Annotated in this window: 11 protein-coding genes and 2 pseudogenes; 11 read left to right on the forward strand and 2 right to left on the reverse strand. The window is 74.4% G+C overall.

Going from position 1 to position 17,564, the window contains the following annotated elements; translation table 11 throughout:
• Positions 1-485 precede the first annotated feature (485 nt).
• Positions 486-689: a DUF397 domain-containing protein gene (locus ACFVNO_RS12065; RefSeq protein WP_220563817.1), complete on the forward strand. Its 204-nt coding sequence runs from the start codon at positions 486-488 to the stop codon at positions 687-689.
• A gap of 22 nt (positions 690-711) precedes the next feature.
• On the opposite strand, the gene fxsT is transcribed toward ACFVNO_RS12065, so the two are convergent.
• Positions 712-3,243, reverse strand: coding sequence for an FxSxx-COOH system tetratricopeptide repeat protein (fxsT, locus tag ACFVNO_RS12070; protein WP_355263354.1), 2,532 nt, complete (start codon positions 3,241-3,243; stop codon positions 712-714).
• A gap of 453 nt (positions 3,244-3,696) precedes the next feature.
• Between fxsT and putP the strand changes: the two are divergent.
• The 7 genes and pseudogenes from putP (at position 3,697) to ACFVNO_RS12105 (ending at position 11,684) form a co-directional block, all read left to right on the forward strand.
• Positions 3,697-5,219 (forward strand): annotated as a pseudogene (gene putP, locus ACFVNO_RS12075) (sodium/proline symporter PutP).
• Positions 5,220-5,316: 97 nt separating this feature from the next.
• Positions 5,317-5,955, forward strand: coding sequence for a putative glycolipid-binding domain-containing protein (locus ACFVNO_RS12080; RefSeq protein ID WP_378891892.1), 639 nt, complete (start codon positions 5,317-5,319; stop codon positions 5,953-5,955).
• Positions 5,956-5,994: 39 nt separating this feature from the next.
• The gene (nadE, locus tag ACFVNO_RS12085) at positions 5,995-6,825 is read left to right on the forward strand and encodes an ammonia-dependent NAD(+) synthetase (RefSeq protein ID WP_220563813.1); all 831 of its coding nucleotides are present in this window, start codon (positions 5,995-5,997) and stop codon (positions 6,823-6,825) included.
• Positions 6,826-7,114: 289 nt separating this feature from the next.
• Entirely contained in the window at positions 7,115-8,440 is a 1,326-nt protein-coding gene (locus ACFVNO_RS12090; RefSeq protein WP_220563812.1) for an acyltransferase, read from the forward strand.
• Positions 8,441-8,537: 97 nt separating this feature from the next.
• Positions 8,538-9,398, forward strand: a complete 861-nt coding sequence (locus tag ACFVNO_RS12095; protein WP_355263364.1) for an alpha/beta hydrolase — start codon at positions 8,538-8,540, stop codon at positions 9,396-9,398.
• Between the two features lie 105 nt (positions 9,399-9,503).
• A pseudogene (locus tag ACFVNO_RS12100) lies at positions 9,504-10,715 on the forward strand (AGE family epimerase/isomerase); the annotation flags it as partial.
• Positions 10,716-10,760: 45 nt separating this feature from the next.
• The gene (locus ACFVNO_RS12105; protein WP_355263514.1) at positions 10,761-11,684 is read left to right on the forward strand and encodes a carbohydrate kinase; all 924 of its coding nucleotides are present in this window, start codon (positions 10,761-10,763) and stop codon (positions 11,682-11,684) included.
• Here the strand turns inward: ACFVNO_RS12105 and ACFVNO_RS12110 are convergent.
• Positions 11,679-12,815, reverse strand: coding sequence for a glutamate--cysteine ligase (locus ACFVNO_RS12110; RefSeq protein ID WP_355263367.1), 1,137 nt, complete (start codon positions 12,813-12,815; stop codon positions 11,679-11,681). The two genes, ACFVNO_RS12105 and ACFVNO_RS12110, sit on opposite strands and share 6 nt — an antisense overlap.
• 396 nt (positions 12,816-13,211) lie before the next feature.
• On the opposite strand from ACFVNO_RS12110, the gene ACFVNO_RS12115 reads away from it, so the two are divergent.
• From ACFVNO_RS12115 to ACFVNO_RS12125, 3 genes are all read left to right on the forward strand, one after another.
• Positions 13,212-15,944: a LuxR C-terminal-related transcriptional regulator gene (locus ACFVNO_RS12115; RefSeq protein ID WP_355263370.1), complete on the forward strand. Its 2,733-nt coding sequence runs from the start codon at positions 13,212-13,214 to the stop codon at positions 15,942-15,944.
• Positions 15,945-16,044: 100 nt separating this feature from the next.
• A complete protein-coding gene (locus ACFVNO_RS12120; protein ID WP_355263373.1) occupies positions 16,045-16,839 on the forward strand; it encodes an ABC transporter ATP-binding protein in 795 nt (264 codons plus the stop codon).
• On the forward strand, positions 16,836-17,552 hold the full coding sequence (locus tag ACFVNO_RS12125) for an ABC transporter ATP-binding protein (protein WP_378891898.1): 717 nt from the start codon (positions 16,836-16,838) through the stop codon (positions 17,550-17,552). The genes ACFVNO_RS12120 and ACFVNO_RS12125 overlap by 4 nt, the downstream gene beginning before the upstream one ends.
• Positions 17,553-17,564 lie beyond the last annotated feature (12 nt).

A 17,564-nucleotide genomic window follows, 5' to 3' on the forward strand; every position in this document is an offset into this window, starting at 1 on the left:
CGACGTGCCCGCCCCCCCCGTGCCGGCGGGGGAGAGACTGTTTCGCCCGGCGGCGCCCGCCCCCCCGCGCCGGGCCGGGGGGCGCGCGCCGCCGCCCGCGCCCCGCCGCCGTCCCCGGCGCCGGGAGCCGGCCCGGGGAATGCATAGAAGTCAATCAGCGGATGTATAAAAAGACATCCGGGCACGAAGTGCCCTCGGTTTTCGAGCTTCTTTCCGGGGTCGGTATGTCGCGCGCAACGTTACGCAAAAGCGATCTCCTCTTCTCCTTGTGTTGCTTGTGCGCCGTGTGTTCCGCGTGGAAAAAAGAGTTGTTCGCTGCGCCCGGCACCGGGATCGTGCGGCAAGCTCCAGTGTGAACACGAGGCATCCGGGTCTCGGGTGGCCTATTTCTGTAGTGGCTTATATCTGCATTTGTCTGGCTTTCGGTGCTGGGTGCATAAATTTTCATTGGCCAGCATGGCTATATCAGTCAGAGTGGACGGATAATGGTCAGTCGTTCGGAAAACGGTTCGGCATTCTTCGGGCAGTGGCGGAAGTCCCGCTATTCCTATGATGTCGGCGCGTGCTGTGAGGTGCTGAACCTGGAGTCCGGTGAATCGCACTTCCGTGACTCGGTGAACCCGGACCTCACCCGGCTCGGATTCAAGAACGACGAATGGACCACCTTCCTGGCGACCGCCAAGATCTGACGGCCCACCCTCGTTCCCCCTCCTACACCGCGACGACCGGCGGGACGTCGCAGTCCTGGCGGGTGTAGGAGGTCATCGACGCCGTGGCGGGGTGGGCGGGTCCGTACCGGGACAGGAACAGCCGGTACAGGTCCGTCCACTCCTCCTTGACGTCGTCGCCCAGCGCCTGGCGGCTCACCAGGTGGTTGCGGCGCGCGGTCAGCATGACCGGGTGGCCCGGGTCCAGCAGGGCCCGGCAGTCGGCCTCGGTCAGGGAGTCCAGGGCGCGCGCGTCCTCGTACCGCTCCAGGCCGTACAGGTCCGTCGCCAGGTTGAGAGCCGCGGCCAGGGTGTTGAACGAGCCCGCCCCGTAGAGCGCGCGCAGCCGCTCCAGGGCCGCGCGGTCCAGGTCGGCCGCGGCGGCGAACGCCTGCCGGGAGCGCAGGGCGATGCCCGCGCCCACCCGGGCCCAGGCCGGGAACGGGTGGTCGGCCGGGAAGCGCTCGTCGGTCGCCGGGAGCAGCAGCCGCACCTCGGCGGCCGCCTCCTCGCCGCGGCCGGCCAGGGCCAGGGTCACCATGTGCACCACCCGGCCGTACAGCGCCTGGCGCACCGTCGCCGGGTAGCGCCGCCGGTACAGGGCCAGCGCCCGGGCGGAGTGCTCCAGCGCGGCCCCGGTGTCGCCCAGGGCGCGGTACACGGCGGCCTGGAACAGCAGCCCCTGGAGCGCGTGCGGGGTGTCGGCGGCCGACTGCGCGGCGAACCGCGCCATGCAGCCCTCCAGCCGGTCGCGCGCCTCCTCCCAGCGCCCCAGGAACATCAGGGTCAGCCCCAGGTTGAGGTCGGTGCGCAGGGTGGACACGTGGTCCTGCCCCAGCAGGGCGACGCGCTCGCGCAGGTTCCGCTCGGACACCTCCAGCGCCTCGGTGAACCTCCCCTGCTCCAGCAGCACCTGGGAGTAGTCGTGCGCCGCCTCCAGGGTGGGCGGCTCGGCGGGCGCCCGGTCGCGGCGGTGGTCGAGGATCCTCCGGAACAGCCGCTCGGCCTCGTCGAACCTGGCCAGCCCGCTCAGGGCGATGGCGATCGCCCGCAGCGCCTCCAGCGCCTCGTCGGAGTCGGGACCGCCGCGGGCCACCTCGGCGGAGTGGATGTCGCGCGCCTCGGCCAGGGCGGTGGTGTACTCGCTGTGCAGGCGGCGGATCATGTTGCGCCGCAGCCGGGCGTGCAGCAGCAGGACGGGGTCGTCCCCCCAGGCGTTGACGGCCTGGTCGGCGACGCCGACCGCCTTGGCGTACTCGCCGATCTCGGTGAGGAAGCCGATCACGTTGAGGACCAGGGCGCGCACCCGGGGGTCGCGCCCGGACCAGGCCTGGGAGGCCTTCACGTGGGCGTGCATCAGCAGGTAGTGGTCGCGGTACGCGGGGTCGGCGGGGTCCCCGGGGTCGTTGTGGGCCAGCAGCCGGCGCGCCAGGTCGCGGTAGCGCACCTTCTCCACCAGGGGCATCGAGTCGCGGATGACCTCCTGGAACAGCTCGTGCAGGTGGAAGGTGCCGGGCCGCACGGAGGCGAGCCGTCGCCGCCGCATGAACTCCAGGACCCGGTCCAGCCGGGCCTCGTCGCCGAACAGCTCCTCCTGCTCCGGCGTGGCGGCCAGGTCCCGGGCGCGGGCGAAGAACGACCGGGACAGCGGCAGCGGGGCGAGGAAGGCGCACAGCCGCGCCAGCTCGACCACCGCCCGCCCGGTCGCGTCCCCGGCGAGCAGCTCCTCGGCCTGGATCTCCCAGGCCGCCGCCAGCGGGGCGGTGTGCTCGTCGTCGGCGCCCATTCGGGTGACCTTGTCCGTGTACCGCTCCTCGAAGCGCTCCAGGAACTCCTCGGTGCCCAGCGACGACTCCCGCAGGAACGCGCCGACCTGGGCCAGGGCCAGCGGCAGGTGCTCCAGCTGCTCGGCCAGGCGCTCCCCGGCGCCGATCGGCTCCAGCCGCTCGGGGCACAGCCTGCGCAGCAGGGACAGGCTCTCGGCGGTGTCGAGCCGGGGGACGACGCGGCCGTCGATGAGGCCCGGCACGCCGCGGTGCGGGCGGCGGCGGTCCCGGCCGGTGATGAGGACGCGGCCGCCGCCCTCGGGCATGTAGTCGGCGGCCAGGGACTCCAGGTCGGCGGCGCCGTCGAACACCAGCAGCCAGGACCCGATCCCGGGGTCGTGGGCCAGGGCCCGGCGCACGTCCCGGACGGTGCGGGCGATGTGGTCGTAGGAGGCGTCCAGGCCGATCTGCTCGGCCAGGCGCAGGTAGGAGCCGTTGGCGTCGATGTCGGTGGCGGCGGGCACCCACCAGATCAGGTCGTAGTGGTCGGCGTACCGGTGCGCGTACTGGCCGGCGATGAGGCTCTTGCCCACACCGCTGCCGCCCTCGATGAGGTAGCGGGCGTCCCCGCTCCGGTGCAGGGCGTCGTGGATCTGTTCGAGGATCGCCTCGCGGCCGGTGAAGTCGGGGTCGGCGGGGGGTACGCCGCCCATCACCGGTGGGTGGTCGCCGCGGCGGCGCCCGCCGGTCCGGCCGGTTCCGCTCGTCATGGTCCTCCCGCTTTCTGTACGGCGGCTCGGGAAGGCCGTTCGTCCTCGACTCTCGGACGGGAACGGGGGTCGTCGCGGGGCGGGGGCGCGGGGAGGGCCGGTCACCGCCCTGATCCCAGGCTAGGCGGCGGTTCCGGGGATGTCGATACCGGTGCGGGGCGGGCGGTGCGGACCGGGGATCGAGTCGCGTTCGGTTCTTTTGTCCCAGCGGACGAAAGTTCACCCGGGGGCATGGCGCGGCGGACAATCCTTCCCGCTCCATGACTCGGCGAGGTCTCGAAGTGGTGTTTTTCCGAGGCCGGGTGTTGTGACCCGCGGAACAAATGGTGATGATCCCGGGGCAGTACACGTAAGAAACGCGTAAGGAACCCCGGCGCGTTCTCGACGAGAGGAACGGACTTGAACGAGTTCACACTCTGGGCTGTGGGGACCTTCGGCGTCTACCTCGCCGTCATGTCGCCATCGGCCTGTGGGCCTACCGGAAGACCGTGTCCCAATCGGACTTCGTCCTGGGCGGCCGCCAGCTCAACCCCTGGGTGGCGGCGCTGAGCGCCAACGCCAGCGACTTCAGCGGCTGGCTGCTGCTGGGCCTGCCCGGCGCGATCTACGTCTCCGGCCTGGGCGAGGCCTGGATCGCCGTCGGCCTGGCCTGCGGCTTCGCCGGCAGCTGGATCCTGCTGGCCCCGCGCCTGCGGGTCTACACCCAGCGGGTGACCGACGCCCGCACGGGCGGGGACTCGGACTCGCTGACCCTGTCCTCCTTCCTGGAGAACCGGTTCAACGACCCCACGCGCCTGCTGCGCGCGGTGTCCTCGCTGCTCATCATCGTCTTCTACTTCTTCTACGTCGCCTCCGGCCTGGTGGCCATGTCCGCCCTGTTCGACCAGGTCTTCGGCCTGGACCCGGCCCCGGCCATCGCCATCGGCGTGGGCATCGTGGTGCTGTACACCGTCCTGGGCGGATTCCTCGCCGTCTCCTACACCGACGTCGTGCAGGCGGCCATGATGTGGCTGGCCCTGCTCGTCGTCCCGGTGCTGGCCATCACCGCCCTGGGCGGCTTCGCGGGCCTGACCGAGGGTGTCGCCGCCAAGAGCGACGGCCTGCTCTCCGCCGTGGGCGGCACCTCCCTGGACGGCGAGGCCGGGGCGTGGGTGTCCACCGAGACCCTGGGCGCGGTCGTCATCATCTCCGGCCTGGCCTGGGGCCTGGGCTACTTCGGCCAGCCCCACATCCTGGCCCGCTACATGGGCATCCGCTCGGTCAAGGACATCCCGGCCGCCGCCACCATCAGCGTCACCTGGGCGGTCACCGCCATGGCCCTGGCCGTCCTGGTCGGGTTCATCGGCATCGCCTACTTCGACACCCCGCTGTCCACCCCCGAGCAGGTGTTCCCGCTCCTCATCGAGTCCCTGTCCCACCCGCTGGTCGCCGGACTGCTGCTGGCCGCCATCCTGGCCGCGGTCATGAGCACCGCCGACTCGCAGCTGCTGGTGGCCTCCTCGGCGCTGACCGAGGACGGCTACAAGGCGTTCGTCGACCGCGACGCGAGCCCCAAGACCCTGCTGTGGATCAGCCGGGGAGCGGTGATCGCCGTCGCCCTGGGCGCGGCGGCCATCGCCCTGTGGGGCGACCGGTCGGTCATGGACCTGGTGGGCTACGCCTGGGCCGGGTTCGGCGCCGGGTTCGGGCCGATCCTGCTGCTGTCGGTGTTCTGGAAGCGGATGACCTGGGCCGGTGCGCTGGCGGGCATGATCGCCGGCGGCGCCACCGCCATCCTGTGGGACATCCTGGACGCGGCCGTCTTCGGCACCGGCCTGTACGCGATGGTCCCGGCCGCGGCCCTCAGCTTCGCCGCGATCTTCGTGTTCAACGGCCTGGGCAGGGTCAGCGACCAGATGGCCGCCGACTTCGACCGGGTCGAGGCCGAGATCCGCTCCGGCGGCGGTCCGACCGCCGTCGAGGACGCCTCGGTCTGACCGGACCCCGGCACTCCTCCCGGGGCCCGTGCCGCCGAGGCGGTACGGGCCCCTGACGGGCTTGGCGGCCGAGGTCCCGGAACGGTAGAACGGTGACATGTCGTTACCGAAGGAACACCCGGCCGCCTGGGCCCGGACCGACGTCCCGGAGGGGCTCGGACTGGGCGCCCTCCTTCCCGCGCCCGACGGGTACCGCCTGGAGGCCGGGGAGACCGTCGTGAACGACGACGGGGCCGGGTACTTCGTGCGCTTCGGCGTCCGCGCCGACCTCGCCTGGACCACCCGCGAGGTGGAGGTGGAGGTGCTCTCCGCGCGCGGGCCGACCTCGGTGCGCCTCACCGCCCAGGACGGCCACTGGTCCGACGCCGGGGGGCGCCCCCTGCCGGAGCTGGTGGGCTGCCTGGACGCGGACGTCGCCGCCACCCCGCTCACCAACACCCTGCCGATCCGCCGCCTGGGCCTGCGCCCGGGGGAGTACCGCGACATCGCGGTGGCCTGGATCGACGTGCCGTCCCTGCGGGTGCGCCGGGTGCGCCAGCGCTACACCCGCCACCCGGCCGAGGACGGCCTGGAGGTGTACACCTACCGCGACCCGCTGCACGGCGAGTACCGGCTGACGGTCGACGGGGACGGTCTGGTCGTGGACTACGAGCGGTTCGCCCGCCGGCTGTCCGGGGAACCGAAATCGGACGAACAGGTCGCCGATGTCACATCCGGTGTTGCGGACAGGCGATAATCGGCCAACAGCCGTACCGCATCCCCAGGGGGACACCACGTGACCGACACGGAGCCCGGCCGGGACCGCCGAGAGATCATCCGCGACCTGGAGGTCGCCGCGGAATTCGACGTGCGCGCCGAGATCGAGCGCCGCGTCGCCTTCCTCGCCGAGCGCTTGACCACCACCGGGGCCACCGCGCTGGTCCTGGGGATCAGCGGGGGAGTCGACTCCCTCACCGCCGGGCGGCTCTGCCGGCTGGCGGTCGACCGGGTCCGCGCCGCGGGCGGCGACGCCGAGTACGTCGCGATGCGCCTGCCCCACGGCGAGCAGAAGGACGAGGACGACGCCGCACGCGCCACCGCGTTCACTGGGCCCGACCGGCTCCTCACCGTCGACATCCGCCCGGCCACCGAGGCCATGGCGGCGGCGCTGCGCGAGGCCGGGATGGCCTACTCCGACGCGGGGGCCGAGGACTTCGCCATCGGCAACGTCAAGGCCCGCCAGCGCATGATCGCCCAGTACGCGGTCGCGGGCGGCCTGCGCGGCCTGGTGGTCGGCACCGACCACGCCGCCGAGGCCGTCACCGGCTTCTTCACCAAGTACGGCGACGGCGGCGCGGACCTCGTCCCGCTGACCGGGCTCACCAAGCGCCGGGTGCGCGCCGTGGCCGCCGCCCTGGGCGCCCCGGACGACCTCGTGGCCAAGGTCCCCACGGCGGACCTGGAGACCCTCTCCCCGCAGAAGCCGGACGAGGAGGCCCTGGGCCTCACCTACGAGCAGATCGACGACTTCCTGGAGGGCCTGCCCGTCCCCGCGGAGGTGGAGGAGGCCCTCGTGGCCCGCTACCGCGCCACCGCGCACAAGCGGGCCCTGCCCACCGCCCCCTGATGTCACGGGGGCGGGGACCCCGGCCGTGGTGGTGCGCGCACCACCATTCGGGGTCGGATGAACCGCCCCTGGTAAAGAGGCGTCAGATCCATCGCGATCCCCGGTAGATCACACCTAAGGTCGTGGAATACGAAGCGCCCGGTCCGGTGGCCGATCCCCCCGCCCGGGCGCGATCCCTTCGACGGGGCGCGGGTGTGCGCGTCCTCCCCCCTGAAACCGGCCGGTGCGGCCCTTTCGTGGACACCCGCGTGTCCGGGCCCGCCGGCAGGAAGACCCAAGGAGTGATCGGATGACCGTGACCGCAGGCCCCGAGGGCCCGCCGACCCCGCAGACGGCCCGGACCCTCACGGGCGTCGAGTCGCACAGCGCCCCGGCCGCCGGCCGGGACCGCTTCCTCGACGTCCTCCGCCTGCTGGTCATGGTGCTGGTCGTCGCCCAGCACTGGTGGCTCCCCGTCCTGGCGCAGAACCAGGGCATGCTCGACGCCGGGAGCGTACTGACCACCGAGGGCGGCTTCGCCCTCACCTGGGTCTCCCAGGTGATGCCGCTGATCTTCTTCGTCGGCGGCGCCGCGAACCTCATCAGCTGGCGGGCCGCCTCGGGCAAGGGCGTCCCCGTCGCCACCTGGTACGCCAAGCGGCTGCGCCGGCTCGCCTGGCCCGTGGTGCCCCTGGCGGTGCTGTGGATCGTGGTCTCCCACGTGCTGGTGCTGGGCGGCGCCCCCGCGCAGCCGGTGCTCGTGGGCGCGGGGGCCGCGGGCATGGTGCTGTGGTTCCTGGCGGTGTACGTGCTGGTGGTGGTCTGCACGCCGGTCCTGGTCCGGGCGCAGGAGCGCTTCGGCTGGTGGACCCTGGCGGCCCTGGCCGCCGGCTCGGTGGCCGTCGACGTGACCCGGTTCAGCGCCGGCGTCGAGTGGCTGGGCTACCTCAACGTCGCGTTCGTCTGGCTGGCCGTGCACCAGGTGGGCTTCCTCTACGTGACCGGCCGCGTCCGCCGGGTCCACGCCGCCCTGCTGGCCTGCGCGGGCGCGCTGACCGCGCTCACCCTGGTGGTGTTCGGCCCGTACTCGCTGAACATGACGGGCGTGTTCGCCGCCGAGACCTCCAACGTGGCCCCGCCGACCCTGGTGCTGGAGGCCCTGGGCGCGCTCCAGATCGGCGTCGCCCTGCTGGCCCGCGAGGCGATCGGCGCCTGGGCCGACAAGCCCGGTCCCGCGCGCCTGCTGGACCGGATCTGCCCGCAGCTGATGACGGTCTACCTGTGGCACATGCTGCCGATGAGCGTGGTCGCCGGGGTCGTGGTGTTCGGCCTGGGGATCAACACCCCGGAGCCGATGACCTGGCTGTGGATCGTGTGGGGCGTCCTGGGCCTGGTGGTCGTGGTGCCGCTGGTCCTGCCGCTGGCCCACTGGGCGGTGCGGTTCGAGACCCCGCCCAAGGTGCTGTCCGGCTCGCCCGGCCTGGTCCAGGTGCTGGCGGCGGCGGCCCTGACCGGCGGCGGCCTGCTCACCCTGACGGTGACCGGCCTGGGGCTGGGCGCGGGCCCGCTGCTCGGCCTGCTCCTGGTGCTCGCCGGCGTCTTTCTCACCCGGTCACCGGAGCGTCGCCGGGCGTAGCCACCAGGTGAGATCCGGGTGTGAAAACGACAGATTCCGTTCAGAATCCGTCCACGTACCCCGGGGTGCCCCGTCGCCCCGGGGTAAACAGAGCCTCATGGATCCGACACGCATCGCCTTCGAACAACGGGGCACCGGCCGCCCGCTGGTCCTCCTCCACGGTCTGGGCGACCGCCGCCAGAGCTGGAGCGCGGTCCTCCCACGGCTGGTGGGGGACTACCGCGTCTTCTGCGTCGACCTGCCGGGGTTCGGACGGACCCCGGCGCCGCCGATGGGCGACCCCTACGACATCATCTCGATGACCGACGCCGTGGAGGCGTTCTGCCGGTTCCACGAACTGGAGCGCCCCCACGTCGCGGGCAACTCGCTGGGCGGGTCCATCGCGCTCGAACTCGGCGTCCGGGGGGTCGCCGGGTCGGTGACGGTGTTCTCGCCAGCCGGGTTCTCCGACAGGCTGGGCCGCTGGGGGCTGCGCACGGTGGACGCCTTCGCCCGCCTGGCCACCCGCGTGCCCATGCCGGTCAAGGAGCGGCTGGCGAGCACGGCCCCCGCCCGGGCCCTGGCCCGGGTCGTCCTGCGCGGGGACCCGTCCACGCCGCAGGCCAAGGCCACCCACTTCAGCGTCCGCGGGCTCCAGGAGGGCTCGCCGTTCATCCGGATGATCCCGCGCGTGGCCGAGTACGACTTCGCGGCCCGACCGATCGACTGCCCCGTCACCATCGCCTGGGGCGACCGCGACCGCACCCTGCTGCCGTCCAGCGCCCAGCACGCGCACCGCCGGGTGCCCACCGCGCGCATGGTCTCCCTGATCGGCAGCGGCCACATCCCGATGGCGGACGACCCCGTGTCGGTGGCCGAGCACATCAGGTGGACCTGCCGCTCGGCGGACCTGGGACAGCGGCGGCACGCGCGCTCGGCCGCCGGATCCGGGGAGGGGACGCCGCCCGGGGACCGTTAAGCGGGGGGACGGGGTGACCGTCCCCCGGGGGCTGTGTCAACGTTGTCCTGAGTCCATGTCGGCCGCCCGTCCCCTGGGTCCGGGCGCTGGAAGAGGCGAGGGAATGTGACTGTGACGCAGCGGCCCCCGGGCGACCCCGGTCGGTTGAGGCAGGAGGAGGCGCGCCTGCGCGGCTTCGCCGCCGCCTCGACGGTGGCGGACGGGTTCGGAGCCCTGGACGCACGGGGCCGGGTGGATCCGGACCGGCCGGTGGAGACCTGGATCAGCGCGCGCATGACGCACGTGTTCTCCCTGGCCCACCTGCGCGGCGACGCGGAGGCCGCCGAGCAGGCCGACCACGGCGTGCGGGCACTGGCGCGGGGGCCGCTGCGCGACGCCGAACGGGGCGGCTGGTTCGACGAGGTCCCGCGGGAGCGCTCCGAGGGCCGCAAGTCCGCCTACCCGCACACCTTCGTCGCGCTGGCCGCGGCCTCGGCGGCCGTCGCGGGCCGGCCGGGCGCGCGGGAGCTGCTGGACGAGGCGCTGGCCGTGATCGAGGAGCGGTTCTGGGACGAGTCCGCGGGGGCCCTGCTGGAGAGCTGGGACGCGGACTGGACCGAGACCGAGGACTACCGCGGCGCCAACAGCAACATGCACGCGGTCGAGGCGTTCCTGGCCGCCGCCGACGCCACCGGCGACACCGTGTGGACCCGCCGGGCGCTGGCCATCGCCGAGCGCCTGATCCACGGGGTGGCGGCGGACCACGGCTGGCGGCTGCCCGAGCACTTCACCGCCGACTGGCGGCCCCTGCCGGACTACAACCGGGACCACCCCGACCACCCGTTCCGGCCGTTCGGGAGCACCACCGGCCACCTGCTGGAGTGGGCGCGCCTGCTGGTGCACCTGGAGATCGCCCTGGGGCGGGCGGGGGAGCCGGTCCCCGCGTGGCTGCGCGCGGACGCGCGGTCCCTGTTCACCCACGCGGTCGAACGCGGCTGGAACGTCGACGGCGCGGAGGGCTTCGTCTACACCCTGGACTGGGACGACCGCCCGGTGGTGCGCGAACGCATGCACTGGGTGGCGGCCGAGGCGACCATGGCCGCGTGGGCGCTGGCCCTGCACACCGGCGACCGGACCCTGCTGGAGTACTACGAGCAGTGGTGGGACTACGCCGAGCGGCACCACCTGGACTTCGAGCACGGCAGCTGGCACCACGAGCTGGACCCGCGGAACCGGCCCGCGGCCACGGTGTGGGCGGGCAAGCCGGACGTGTACCACGCCTACCAGGCGACCCTGCTGCCGCAGCTGCCGCTGTCGGTGTCCCTGGCGGCGGCGGTGCGCGAGCACGCCGCGCCGCACCTGGTGGTGGTCGGCGAGAACGTCATGGACCTGTTGCCGGTCCCGGGCGGGCCGGGGCTGCTGCGGGCCGCCCCGGGCGGGGGGCCGGCCAACACGGCCGTCGCCGCCCGCCGGCTGGGGGTGCCGACCCGGTTCCTGGCCCGGATCGGCTCGGACGGGTTCGGGCGGACGATCCGGCACCGGCTGGCCGTGGAGGGCCTGGACCCGGACGGGCTGCTGGCCGCCGAGGAGCCGTCGGCTCTGGCGCTGGCCCGGCTGGGCGCGGACGGGTCCGCGGTGTACGACTTCCGGATGGACGACGCCGCCGACTGGCGGTGGCGCTCCGGCGAGCTGCCGGAGGAGCTCGAACCCGGGGTGCGCGCCCTGCACGCCGCCTCCCTGGCGCTGTTCCGGGAGCCGGGCGCGGACGCGGTCGAGGCGCTGCTGCGGCGTGAGCACGGGCGGGGCCGGGTGACGGTCAGCGTCGACCCCAACATCCGGCCGGGCGTGATCGGCGACCCGGACACCGCCCGCGCGCTGGCGCTGCGGAACGCGGCGCAGGCGCACCTGGTCAAGGCGAGCGACGAGGACCTGGCGTTCCTCTACCCCGACCAGGACGTGGAGAAGGCGGCCGCCGCGCTGGCGGCCCTGGGCCCGTCGCTGGTCGTGGTCACCCGCGGCGCGCGGGGCGCCCTCGCCCTCGCCCACGGGGCGCGGGCCGAGGTGGCCGCGCCCCGGGTCGAGGTGGTGGACACGGTCGGTGCGGGCGACACCTTCATGGGCGCCCTGCTGGCCTGGCTGGACGGACGGGACCGGCTGGGCGAGGACCCGCGCGCCCGGCTGGCCGGGCTGACGGAGCGGGACCTGGAGGAGATGCTGTCCTTCGCCGCCCGGGCCGCGGCCGTCACCGTCACCCGCGAGGGGGCGGACCCGCCCACCGCCGCCGACCTGGGGCACGGGGGGTCATAGCCCTTCCAGCGTGTGGTCGATGAGGTGGTCCACGACGTCGGTGAAGCGTCCCCGGCGGTCGTGGGCCGCCCGCTGCCGGGCCGCCCCCGAGCCCCGGCGGCGCAGCCGGTCCAGCAGGTCGGACGCCAGGTCGGCGTCGCCGTTGTCGAGCAGTCCCGGCAGGGCGGCCGCCAGCAGCCGGTCCATGGCGACCGCCGCGGGCAGGGCCTCCCCGGTGAGCGGGTCGGGGACCACGCCCTCCAGGCCGTCGCGGGCCGCCCGCCACATGGCCGCCCGCAGGCCCGGGTCGGAGATGTCGGGGACGGGGGCGCCGCGGCGCACGTCGGCCAGCACCCGCGTGACCAGGCCCCGGGTCAGCGCGGCGAACAGCAGCGCCTCCTCGGCGGTGGCGGCCACGTCGCCCACCCGGATCTCCAGGGTGGGCAGGTGGTCGGAGAGGCGGACGTCCCAGTAGACCATGTGCCGGTCCAGGATCGCCCCGGCGTCGGCCAGGGCGCGTACCGCCCGCTCGTGTTCGGCCAGGGAGCCCAGCCGCGGCGGCGGCCCGGCCGAGGGCAGCCGGTTCCAGGCGATGGTGCGCCAGCTGGCGTGCCCGGTGTCGCGGCCGTTCTCGAAGGGGGAGTTCGCCGACATCGCGATCAGGAACGGCAGCCACCGGCGCAGGTGCCCGGCGGCGAGCACCGCGTCCTCCCGGTCGGGGACCCCCACGTGCACGTGGCACCCGCACACGACGTGCGACTCGCGCAGCGACCCGAAGTGGGCGGCGATGTCGGCGTAGCGCGCGCCGTCGCTCACGTCGGCCCCGGCGGGGTCGCCCAGGACGGCGGTCCCCGAGGCGACCACGGCCAGTCCCGTGACGTCGGCGGCCCTGGCCAGCTCGCGGCGGGCCTCGCGCAGGAACCGGCGCGCGTCCGCGGCGTCGCCGCACACCGGGCTGTTGGCCTCCACCTGGACGCGGCTGAACTCGCCGCACAGGCGGTCGGCCAGGCGGGTGCGGGCCAGCAGGTCGGGGGCGCGGGACAGGATGCGGCGGGTGCGCGGATCGACGACGAAGAACTCCTCTTCGACACCGAAGGTGGGCGGGACGACCCGGGGGCGCGGGTCGTGTGCGAGCAGAGGGCGGTTCCGCATCGAGGTGGTTCCCTCCTGTCGTCGGGTACGTCCCCGCACTGATATCCCGGGCGGGACGGCCGCGACAGTGTCCCGGAGAGGACAAAAAACTATCTCGCGGCACCTGTGTCCTTTTTGTCGGAATCGCGGGACCGGGTTCCCACCGCGTTACGGCTTGATAACCGCGGTGTGCGGACGGGAAACCCCCGAAGGCGAGTCGAGGGGTGATCCACATCACCTTTTGAAGGGGCAGAACCCCAGGTGAAACGGGGGGAACAGGCGTCCCCGGCTTCTCGCCGCGGCGCCGGGGGCCGCCGCGCGCCCGCGCCCGTGCGACTCCGTGCGGGGATCGGTGAAACGACCAGTGTGACCCCGGACACCTGCCGCGACGGGGCCCCGCTGTGCGAATCTGGGCCCGTGATCGGCGGTAACACCGACCCCGGGGCGATCCGCCTCCGGGGCCGTGACACGGAACTGCGGGTCCTCGCCGGAGTACTGGACGACGCGAGGGCCCGGCGCGGCGCGTCCCTCCTCCTCACCGGCGGCCCGGGCCGCGGCAAGAGCGCCCTGCTGGCCCACCTGCGCGCCGACGCCGGTGATTTCACCGTGCTGCACTGCGGGGGCGTCGCAGACGAGGCCGACCTCCCCCTGGCCGGGCTCGAACGCCTGCTGCGCCCGCTGGCCCCGCACCCGGCCCCGCTGGGCGAGGCCCTGACCCGGGGCCGGGTCGGCGACCGGCTGGCCCTGTCGGCCGCCCTGCTGGACCGGCTCACCGGCGACGGACCCCTGCTGGTGTGCGTCGACGACGCGGAACGGCTGGACAGCCCCTCCCTGGACGCCCTCGCCTTCGCGGCCCGCCGGCTGACCGGCACCGCGACGGCGATCGTGTTCGCCGCACGCGACGGACGGGTCAAGCCCGGATCCACCCACGACCTGGTGCCGGGCGTGCCCGAGCAGCACCTGCCCCCGCTGAGCGAGCGGGCACTCCACGACATCCTGACCGACCGGTCCCCGGTCGGGCTCCCGGCCTCGGCGCGCACCGCCCTGGTGCGCGCCGCCCACGGCAACCCCGCCGTCCTCCTGGGACACCTCCAGTCCCGGCCCCCGGCGCCGGAGGACCCGTTCCCCGGGGAGCCGCTCCTGCCCGCGCGGCTGCGCGCCGACCTGCTGGCCCCCTACCGGGACCTGCCCGAGCGCACCCGCTCCCTGCTGCTGCTGGCGGCCCTGGACGAGGACGTCCCCCTCCACCTGCTGGCGCGGGCCGCCGGCACGGGCGGGTCGGCGGCGGACGACCTGGAGCCCGCCGAGGAGGCCGGGGCGGTCCGGGTGGAGGACGACGCCGTCGTCTTCACCGACCCGCTGGTGGGGCGCGCCTTCGCGCAGGACGCGCCGGCGTCCGCCCGGCGCGCCGCGCACCGGGCCCTGGCGGGCGTGTCCGACCCCGGGACCGAGCCGGTGCGCTTCGTCCGGCACACCGCGGCCGGCGCGGACGGCCCCGACGCCGCGCTCGCGGACTCGGTGGAGGCCGTCGCCCGGACGGCCAAGCAGGCCGCGGGGCGCACGGCCGCCGCGCTCGCCCACGAGAGGGCCGCCCTGCTCACCCCCGACCCCGACGTCCGCGCCTGCCGCCTGAACAGCGCGGCCTACGAGTCGTACATGGCGGGCCGCTCCGAGTACGCGGCGCTGCTCACCGCCAAGGCCAGGCCGCTGGCCGCCACCGACCGGCGCCGGGCCCTGATCGACCTCGTCGACGCCCAGATCGCCATGCGCTCCTCCAACGCGATCGACGTCGCGGAACGGCTCTACGGGGTGGGCCGCGACCTCATCCCGCACGACCGCCTCCTGGCCCTGCGCACCCTGGTCCGCTCGGCGGACTCGGCCTCGCTGGCGGGCGACCCCGTCCGCCACGCGCGTGCGGCCGAGCTGGCGCTGCCCCTGGTGCGGCCGCAGGACCCCGACCGGGTGCGCATGGCCGCCTCCTTCCTGGAGGGGTGCACCATCTCCTTCCGGGGCGACTACCCCGGCTCCACCCCGCTGCTGCGCGAGGCCGTCCGGCTGTCGGAGGCCGTCGACCGGCCCTCGGAGCTGATCTGGGGCGGCGTGGCCGGGCTGCGCCTGTCGGACAGCCTGTTCGTGCGGCGCGCCAACACCCGGGCCGTGGAACTCGCCCGCCAGGCGGGAGAGCGGGCCACCGTCCCCGCCGCGCTGGGGTTCCTGGTGTTCTCCGAGTTCTGGAGCGGGCGGTTCCCGTCCGCCGCGGGGACCGCGCTCCACGGGCTGCGGGTGTCCCGGGAGAGCGGCCAGACCATCTGGGCCACCCAGCACCTGGCGTCGCTGGCGATGATCGCGGCGATCCAGGGCGACATCGACACCTGCCGGATCCGGGCGCGCGCCGTCGCCTCCCAGGCCGGCGAGAACAGCCTCGGACTGGCCGCGGCCCTGGCCTCGTGGGCGCTGGCGGTCCTGGAGCTGTCGCGCGGCAACGCCGCCGAGGCGTTCTTCCGGCTGCGCTCGCTCGTCCACGCCGGCCCCGGGCACGGGCACCCGACGATGCGGCTGCTCACAGCGCCGCACTTCGTCGAGGCGGCCACCCGCATCGGCGAGACCGAGTGGGCGCGCACCTCCCTGGCCGGGTACCGGCGCTGGGCCGACTCGATCGGCTCCCCCGCCGCCCTGGCCCTGGCCGAGCGCTGCGCCGGGCTGCTGGCCCCGCAGGACGAGGCCGCCGACCACTTCGAGAGCGCCCTGGCCCTCCACCGCTCCTGCGGCGACGACGACGTCGAACACGCCCGCACCCAGCTGCTCTTCGGCGCCTACCTGCGCCGGGCCCGGCTGCCGGGGCGGGCCCGGGAACACCTGCACAACGCGCAGGAGTCCTTCGAGCGCTTCGGCGCCCGGCTGTGGGTCCGGCAGACCCGCGCCGAGCTGCGCGCCCTCGGAACGGGGGAGCGCGGCCCGGAGACCCCGTCCACCGGCGAGCTGACCGCGCAGCAGCAGCAGATCGCCCGGCTGGTCGCGGAGGGCGCGACCAACCGCGAGGTGGCCGCGCACATGTTCATCAGCCCGCGGACGGTGGAGCACCACCTGCGCGGCATCTTCCGCAAGCTCGGCATCCGCTCCCGGGTGGACCTGGCCCGCCTCTTCAACTGACGTCCCGAGGCCGCGGACGGCGAGTTCGCGCCACCTGACCATACCAACCGGTCGGTATAGACCGGTTCCGCGACACGAAAGGCGGGGTGGAACGCATCCCATGACGACGACAGCGACCGAACACCTCCTGACGGCGGAGGGGATCACCGTCCGCTTCGGCGGCCTGACCGCCCTCGACGACGTCGGGCTGCGTGTGCCCCCGGGCGGCGTCACCGGGCTCATCGGGCCCAACGGAGCGGGCAAGACCACCCTGTTCAACGTGCTCTCCGGGGTCCTGCGCCCCACCGCCGGCACCCTGACCTGGAAGGGCGGCCCCCCTCCCGGGCGCAGGCCCCACCACCTGGCCCGCGCCGGGATCGCCCGCACCTTCCAGGGCCTCAACCTCTTCCCGCTGATGACGGTCCTGGAGAACGTCGTCGCCGGGGCCGACCGGCTCGCCCGCGGCGGCCCCTTCTCCCTGGTCACAGGTCTGGGCCGGCACCACCGCGACGAGCGCGAGCTCCGCGAGCGCGCCCTGGCGGCCCTGGACCGCTTCGGCGTCGCCGACAGCGCCCACCGCCTGCCCGGCACCCTCCCCTACGGAGTCCAGAAGCAGGTCGCCCTCGCCCGCGCCTGCGTCTGCGACCCCGAGCTGCTGCTGCTCGACGAACCCGCGGGCGGGCTGTCCGGCGGCCAGATGGACGAGCTCGCCGCGCAGATCCGCGCGCTGGGCGAGGACATGGCCGTCGTCCTGGTCGAGCACCACATGGACCTGGTCATGGAGGTCTGCGACCACATCGTCGTCCTCGACTTCGGCCGGGTCATCTCCACCGGCACCCCCGACGAGGTGCGCAACGACCCCCTGGTCACCCGCGCCTACCTGGGCACCGCCGACGACGAAGGGGACGCCCGATGAGCACCGACCTGCTGGAGGTCGTGGACCTGAGCGCCTCCTACGGCGCGGTCCGCGCCCTGGACTCCGTCTCCTTCACCGTCCCGGAGCGCGGGTTCCGGGCCGTCCTGGGCGCCAACGGGGCGGGCAAAACCACCCTGCTGCGCACCCTCACCGGCCTGCACTGCGCCGACGCGGGCCGGGTCCTGCTCGGCGGCGAGGACATCACCCGGCTGCCCGCCGAACGCGTCATCACCCGGGGTCTGGCCCACGTCCCCGAGGGCGGCGGCGTCATCACGGAGCTGACCGTGGAGGAGAACCTGCGCCTGGGCGCGCTGTGGCGCTCCCCGCGGCGCGACCGCGCCACCGAGGCCGAGGTGCTGGACCTGTTCCCGCCGCTGGTCCAACGGCTGGGCCGGTCCGCGGGCACCCTCTCCGGCGGCGAGCGCCAGATGCTCGCCATCGGCCGCGCCCTCATGGCCCGCCCCCGGGTGCTGCTGCTGGACGAACCCTCCCTGGGACTGGCGCCCCTGGTCACCAAGCAGATCTTCGCCCTCCTACGCGACCTGCGCGAACGCACCGGGCTCACGGTCGTCCTGGTCGAGCAGAACGCCGCCGGGGCGCTGGCCGCCACCGACAGCGGCGTCGTCCTCAACCAGGGGCGGGTGGCCGTGGAGGGCCCCTCCGCGGACCTGCTCTCCGACGACCGCACGCGCCACGCCTACCTGGGCTTCTGACCCCGGACCCCG

The sequence above is a fragment of the Nocardiopsis sp. NPDC057823 genome (assembly GCF_042797335.1).
Classification (GTDB): Bacteria; Actinomycetota; Actinomycetes; order Streptosporangiales; family Streptosporangiaceae; genus Nocardiopsis; species Nocardiopsis changdeensis.

Coding starts and splice junctions, on each gene's coding strand:
- ACFVNO_RS12065 (WP_220563817.1), top strand. CDS start 486: ATGGTCAGTCGTTCGGAAAACGGTTCGGCATTCTTCGGGCAGTGGCGG.
- fxsT (WP_355263354.1), bottom strand. CDS start 3,243: ATGACGAGCGGAACCGGCCGGACCGGCGGGCGCCGCCGCGGCGACCAC.
- ACFVNO_RS12080 (WP_378891892.1), top strand. CDS start 5,317: ATGTCGTTACCGAAGGAACACCCGGCCGCCTGGGCCCGGACCGACGTC.
- ACFVNO_RS12090 (WP_220563812.1), top strand. CDS start 7,115: ATGACCGTGACCGCAGGCCCCGAGGGCCCGCCGACCCCGCAGACGGCC.
- ACFVNO_RS12095 (WP_355263364.1), top strand. CDS start 8,538: ATGGATCCGACACGCATCGCCTTCGAACAACGGGGCACCGGCCGCCCG.
- ACFVNO_RS12105 (WP_355263514.1), top strand. CDS start 10,761: ATGGACCTGTTGCCGGTCCCGGGCGGGCCGGGGCTGCTGCGGGCCGCC.
- ACFVNO_RS12110 (WP_355263367.1), bottom strand. CDS start 12,815: ATGCGGAACCGCCCTCTGCTCGCACACGACCCGCGCCCCCGGGTCGTC.
- ACFVNO_RS12120 (WP_355263373.1), top strand. CDS start 16,045: ATGACGACGACAGCGACCGAACACCTCCTGACGGCGGAGGGGATCACC.
- ACFVNO_RS12125 (WP_378891898.1), top strand. CDS start 16,836: ATGAGCACCGACCTGCTGGAGGTCGTGGACCTGAGCGCCTCCTACGGC.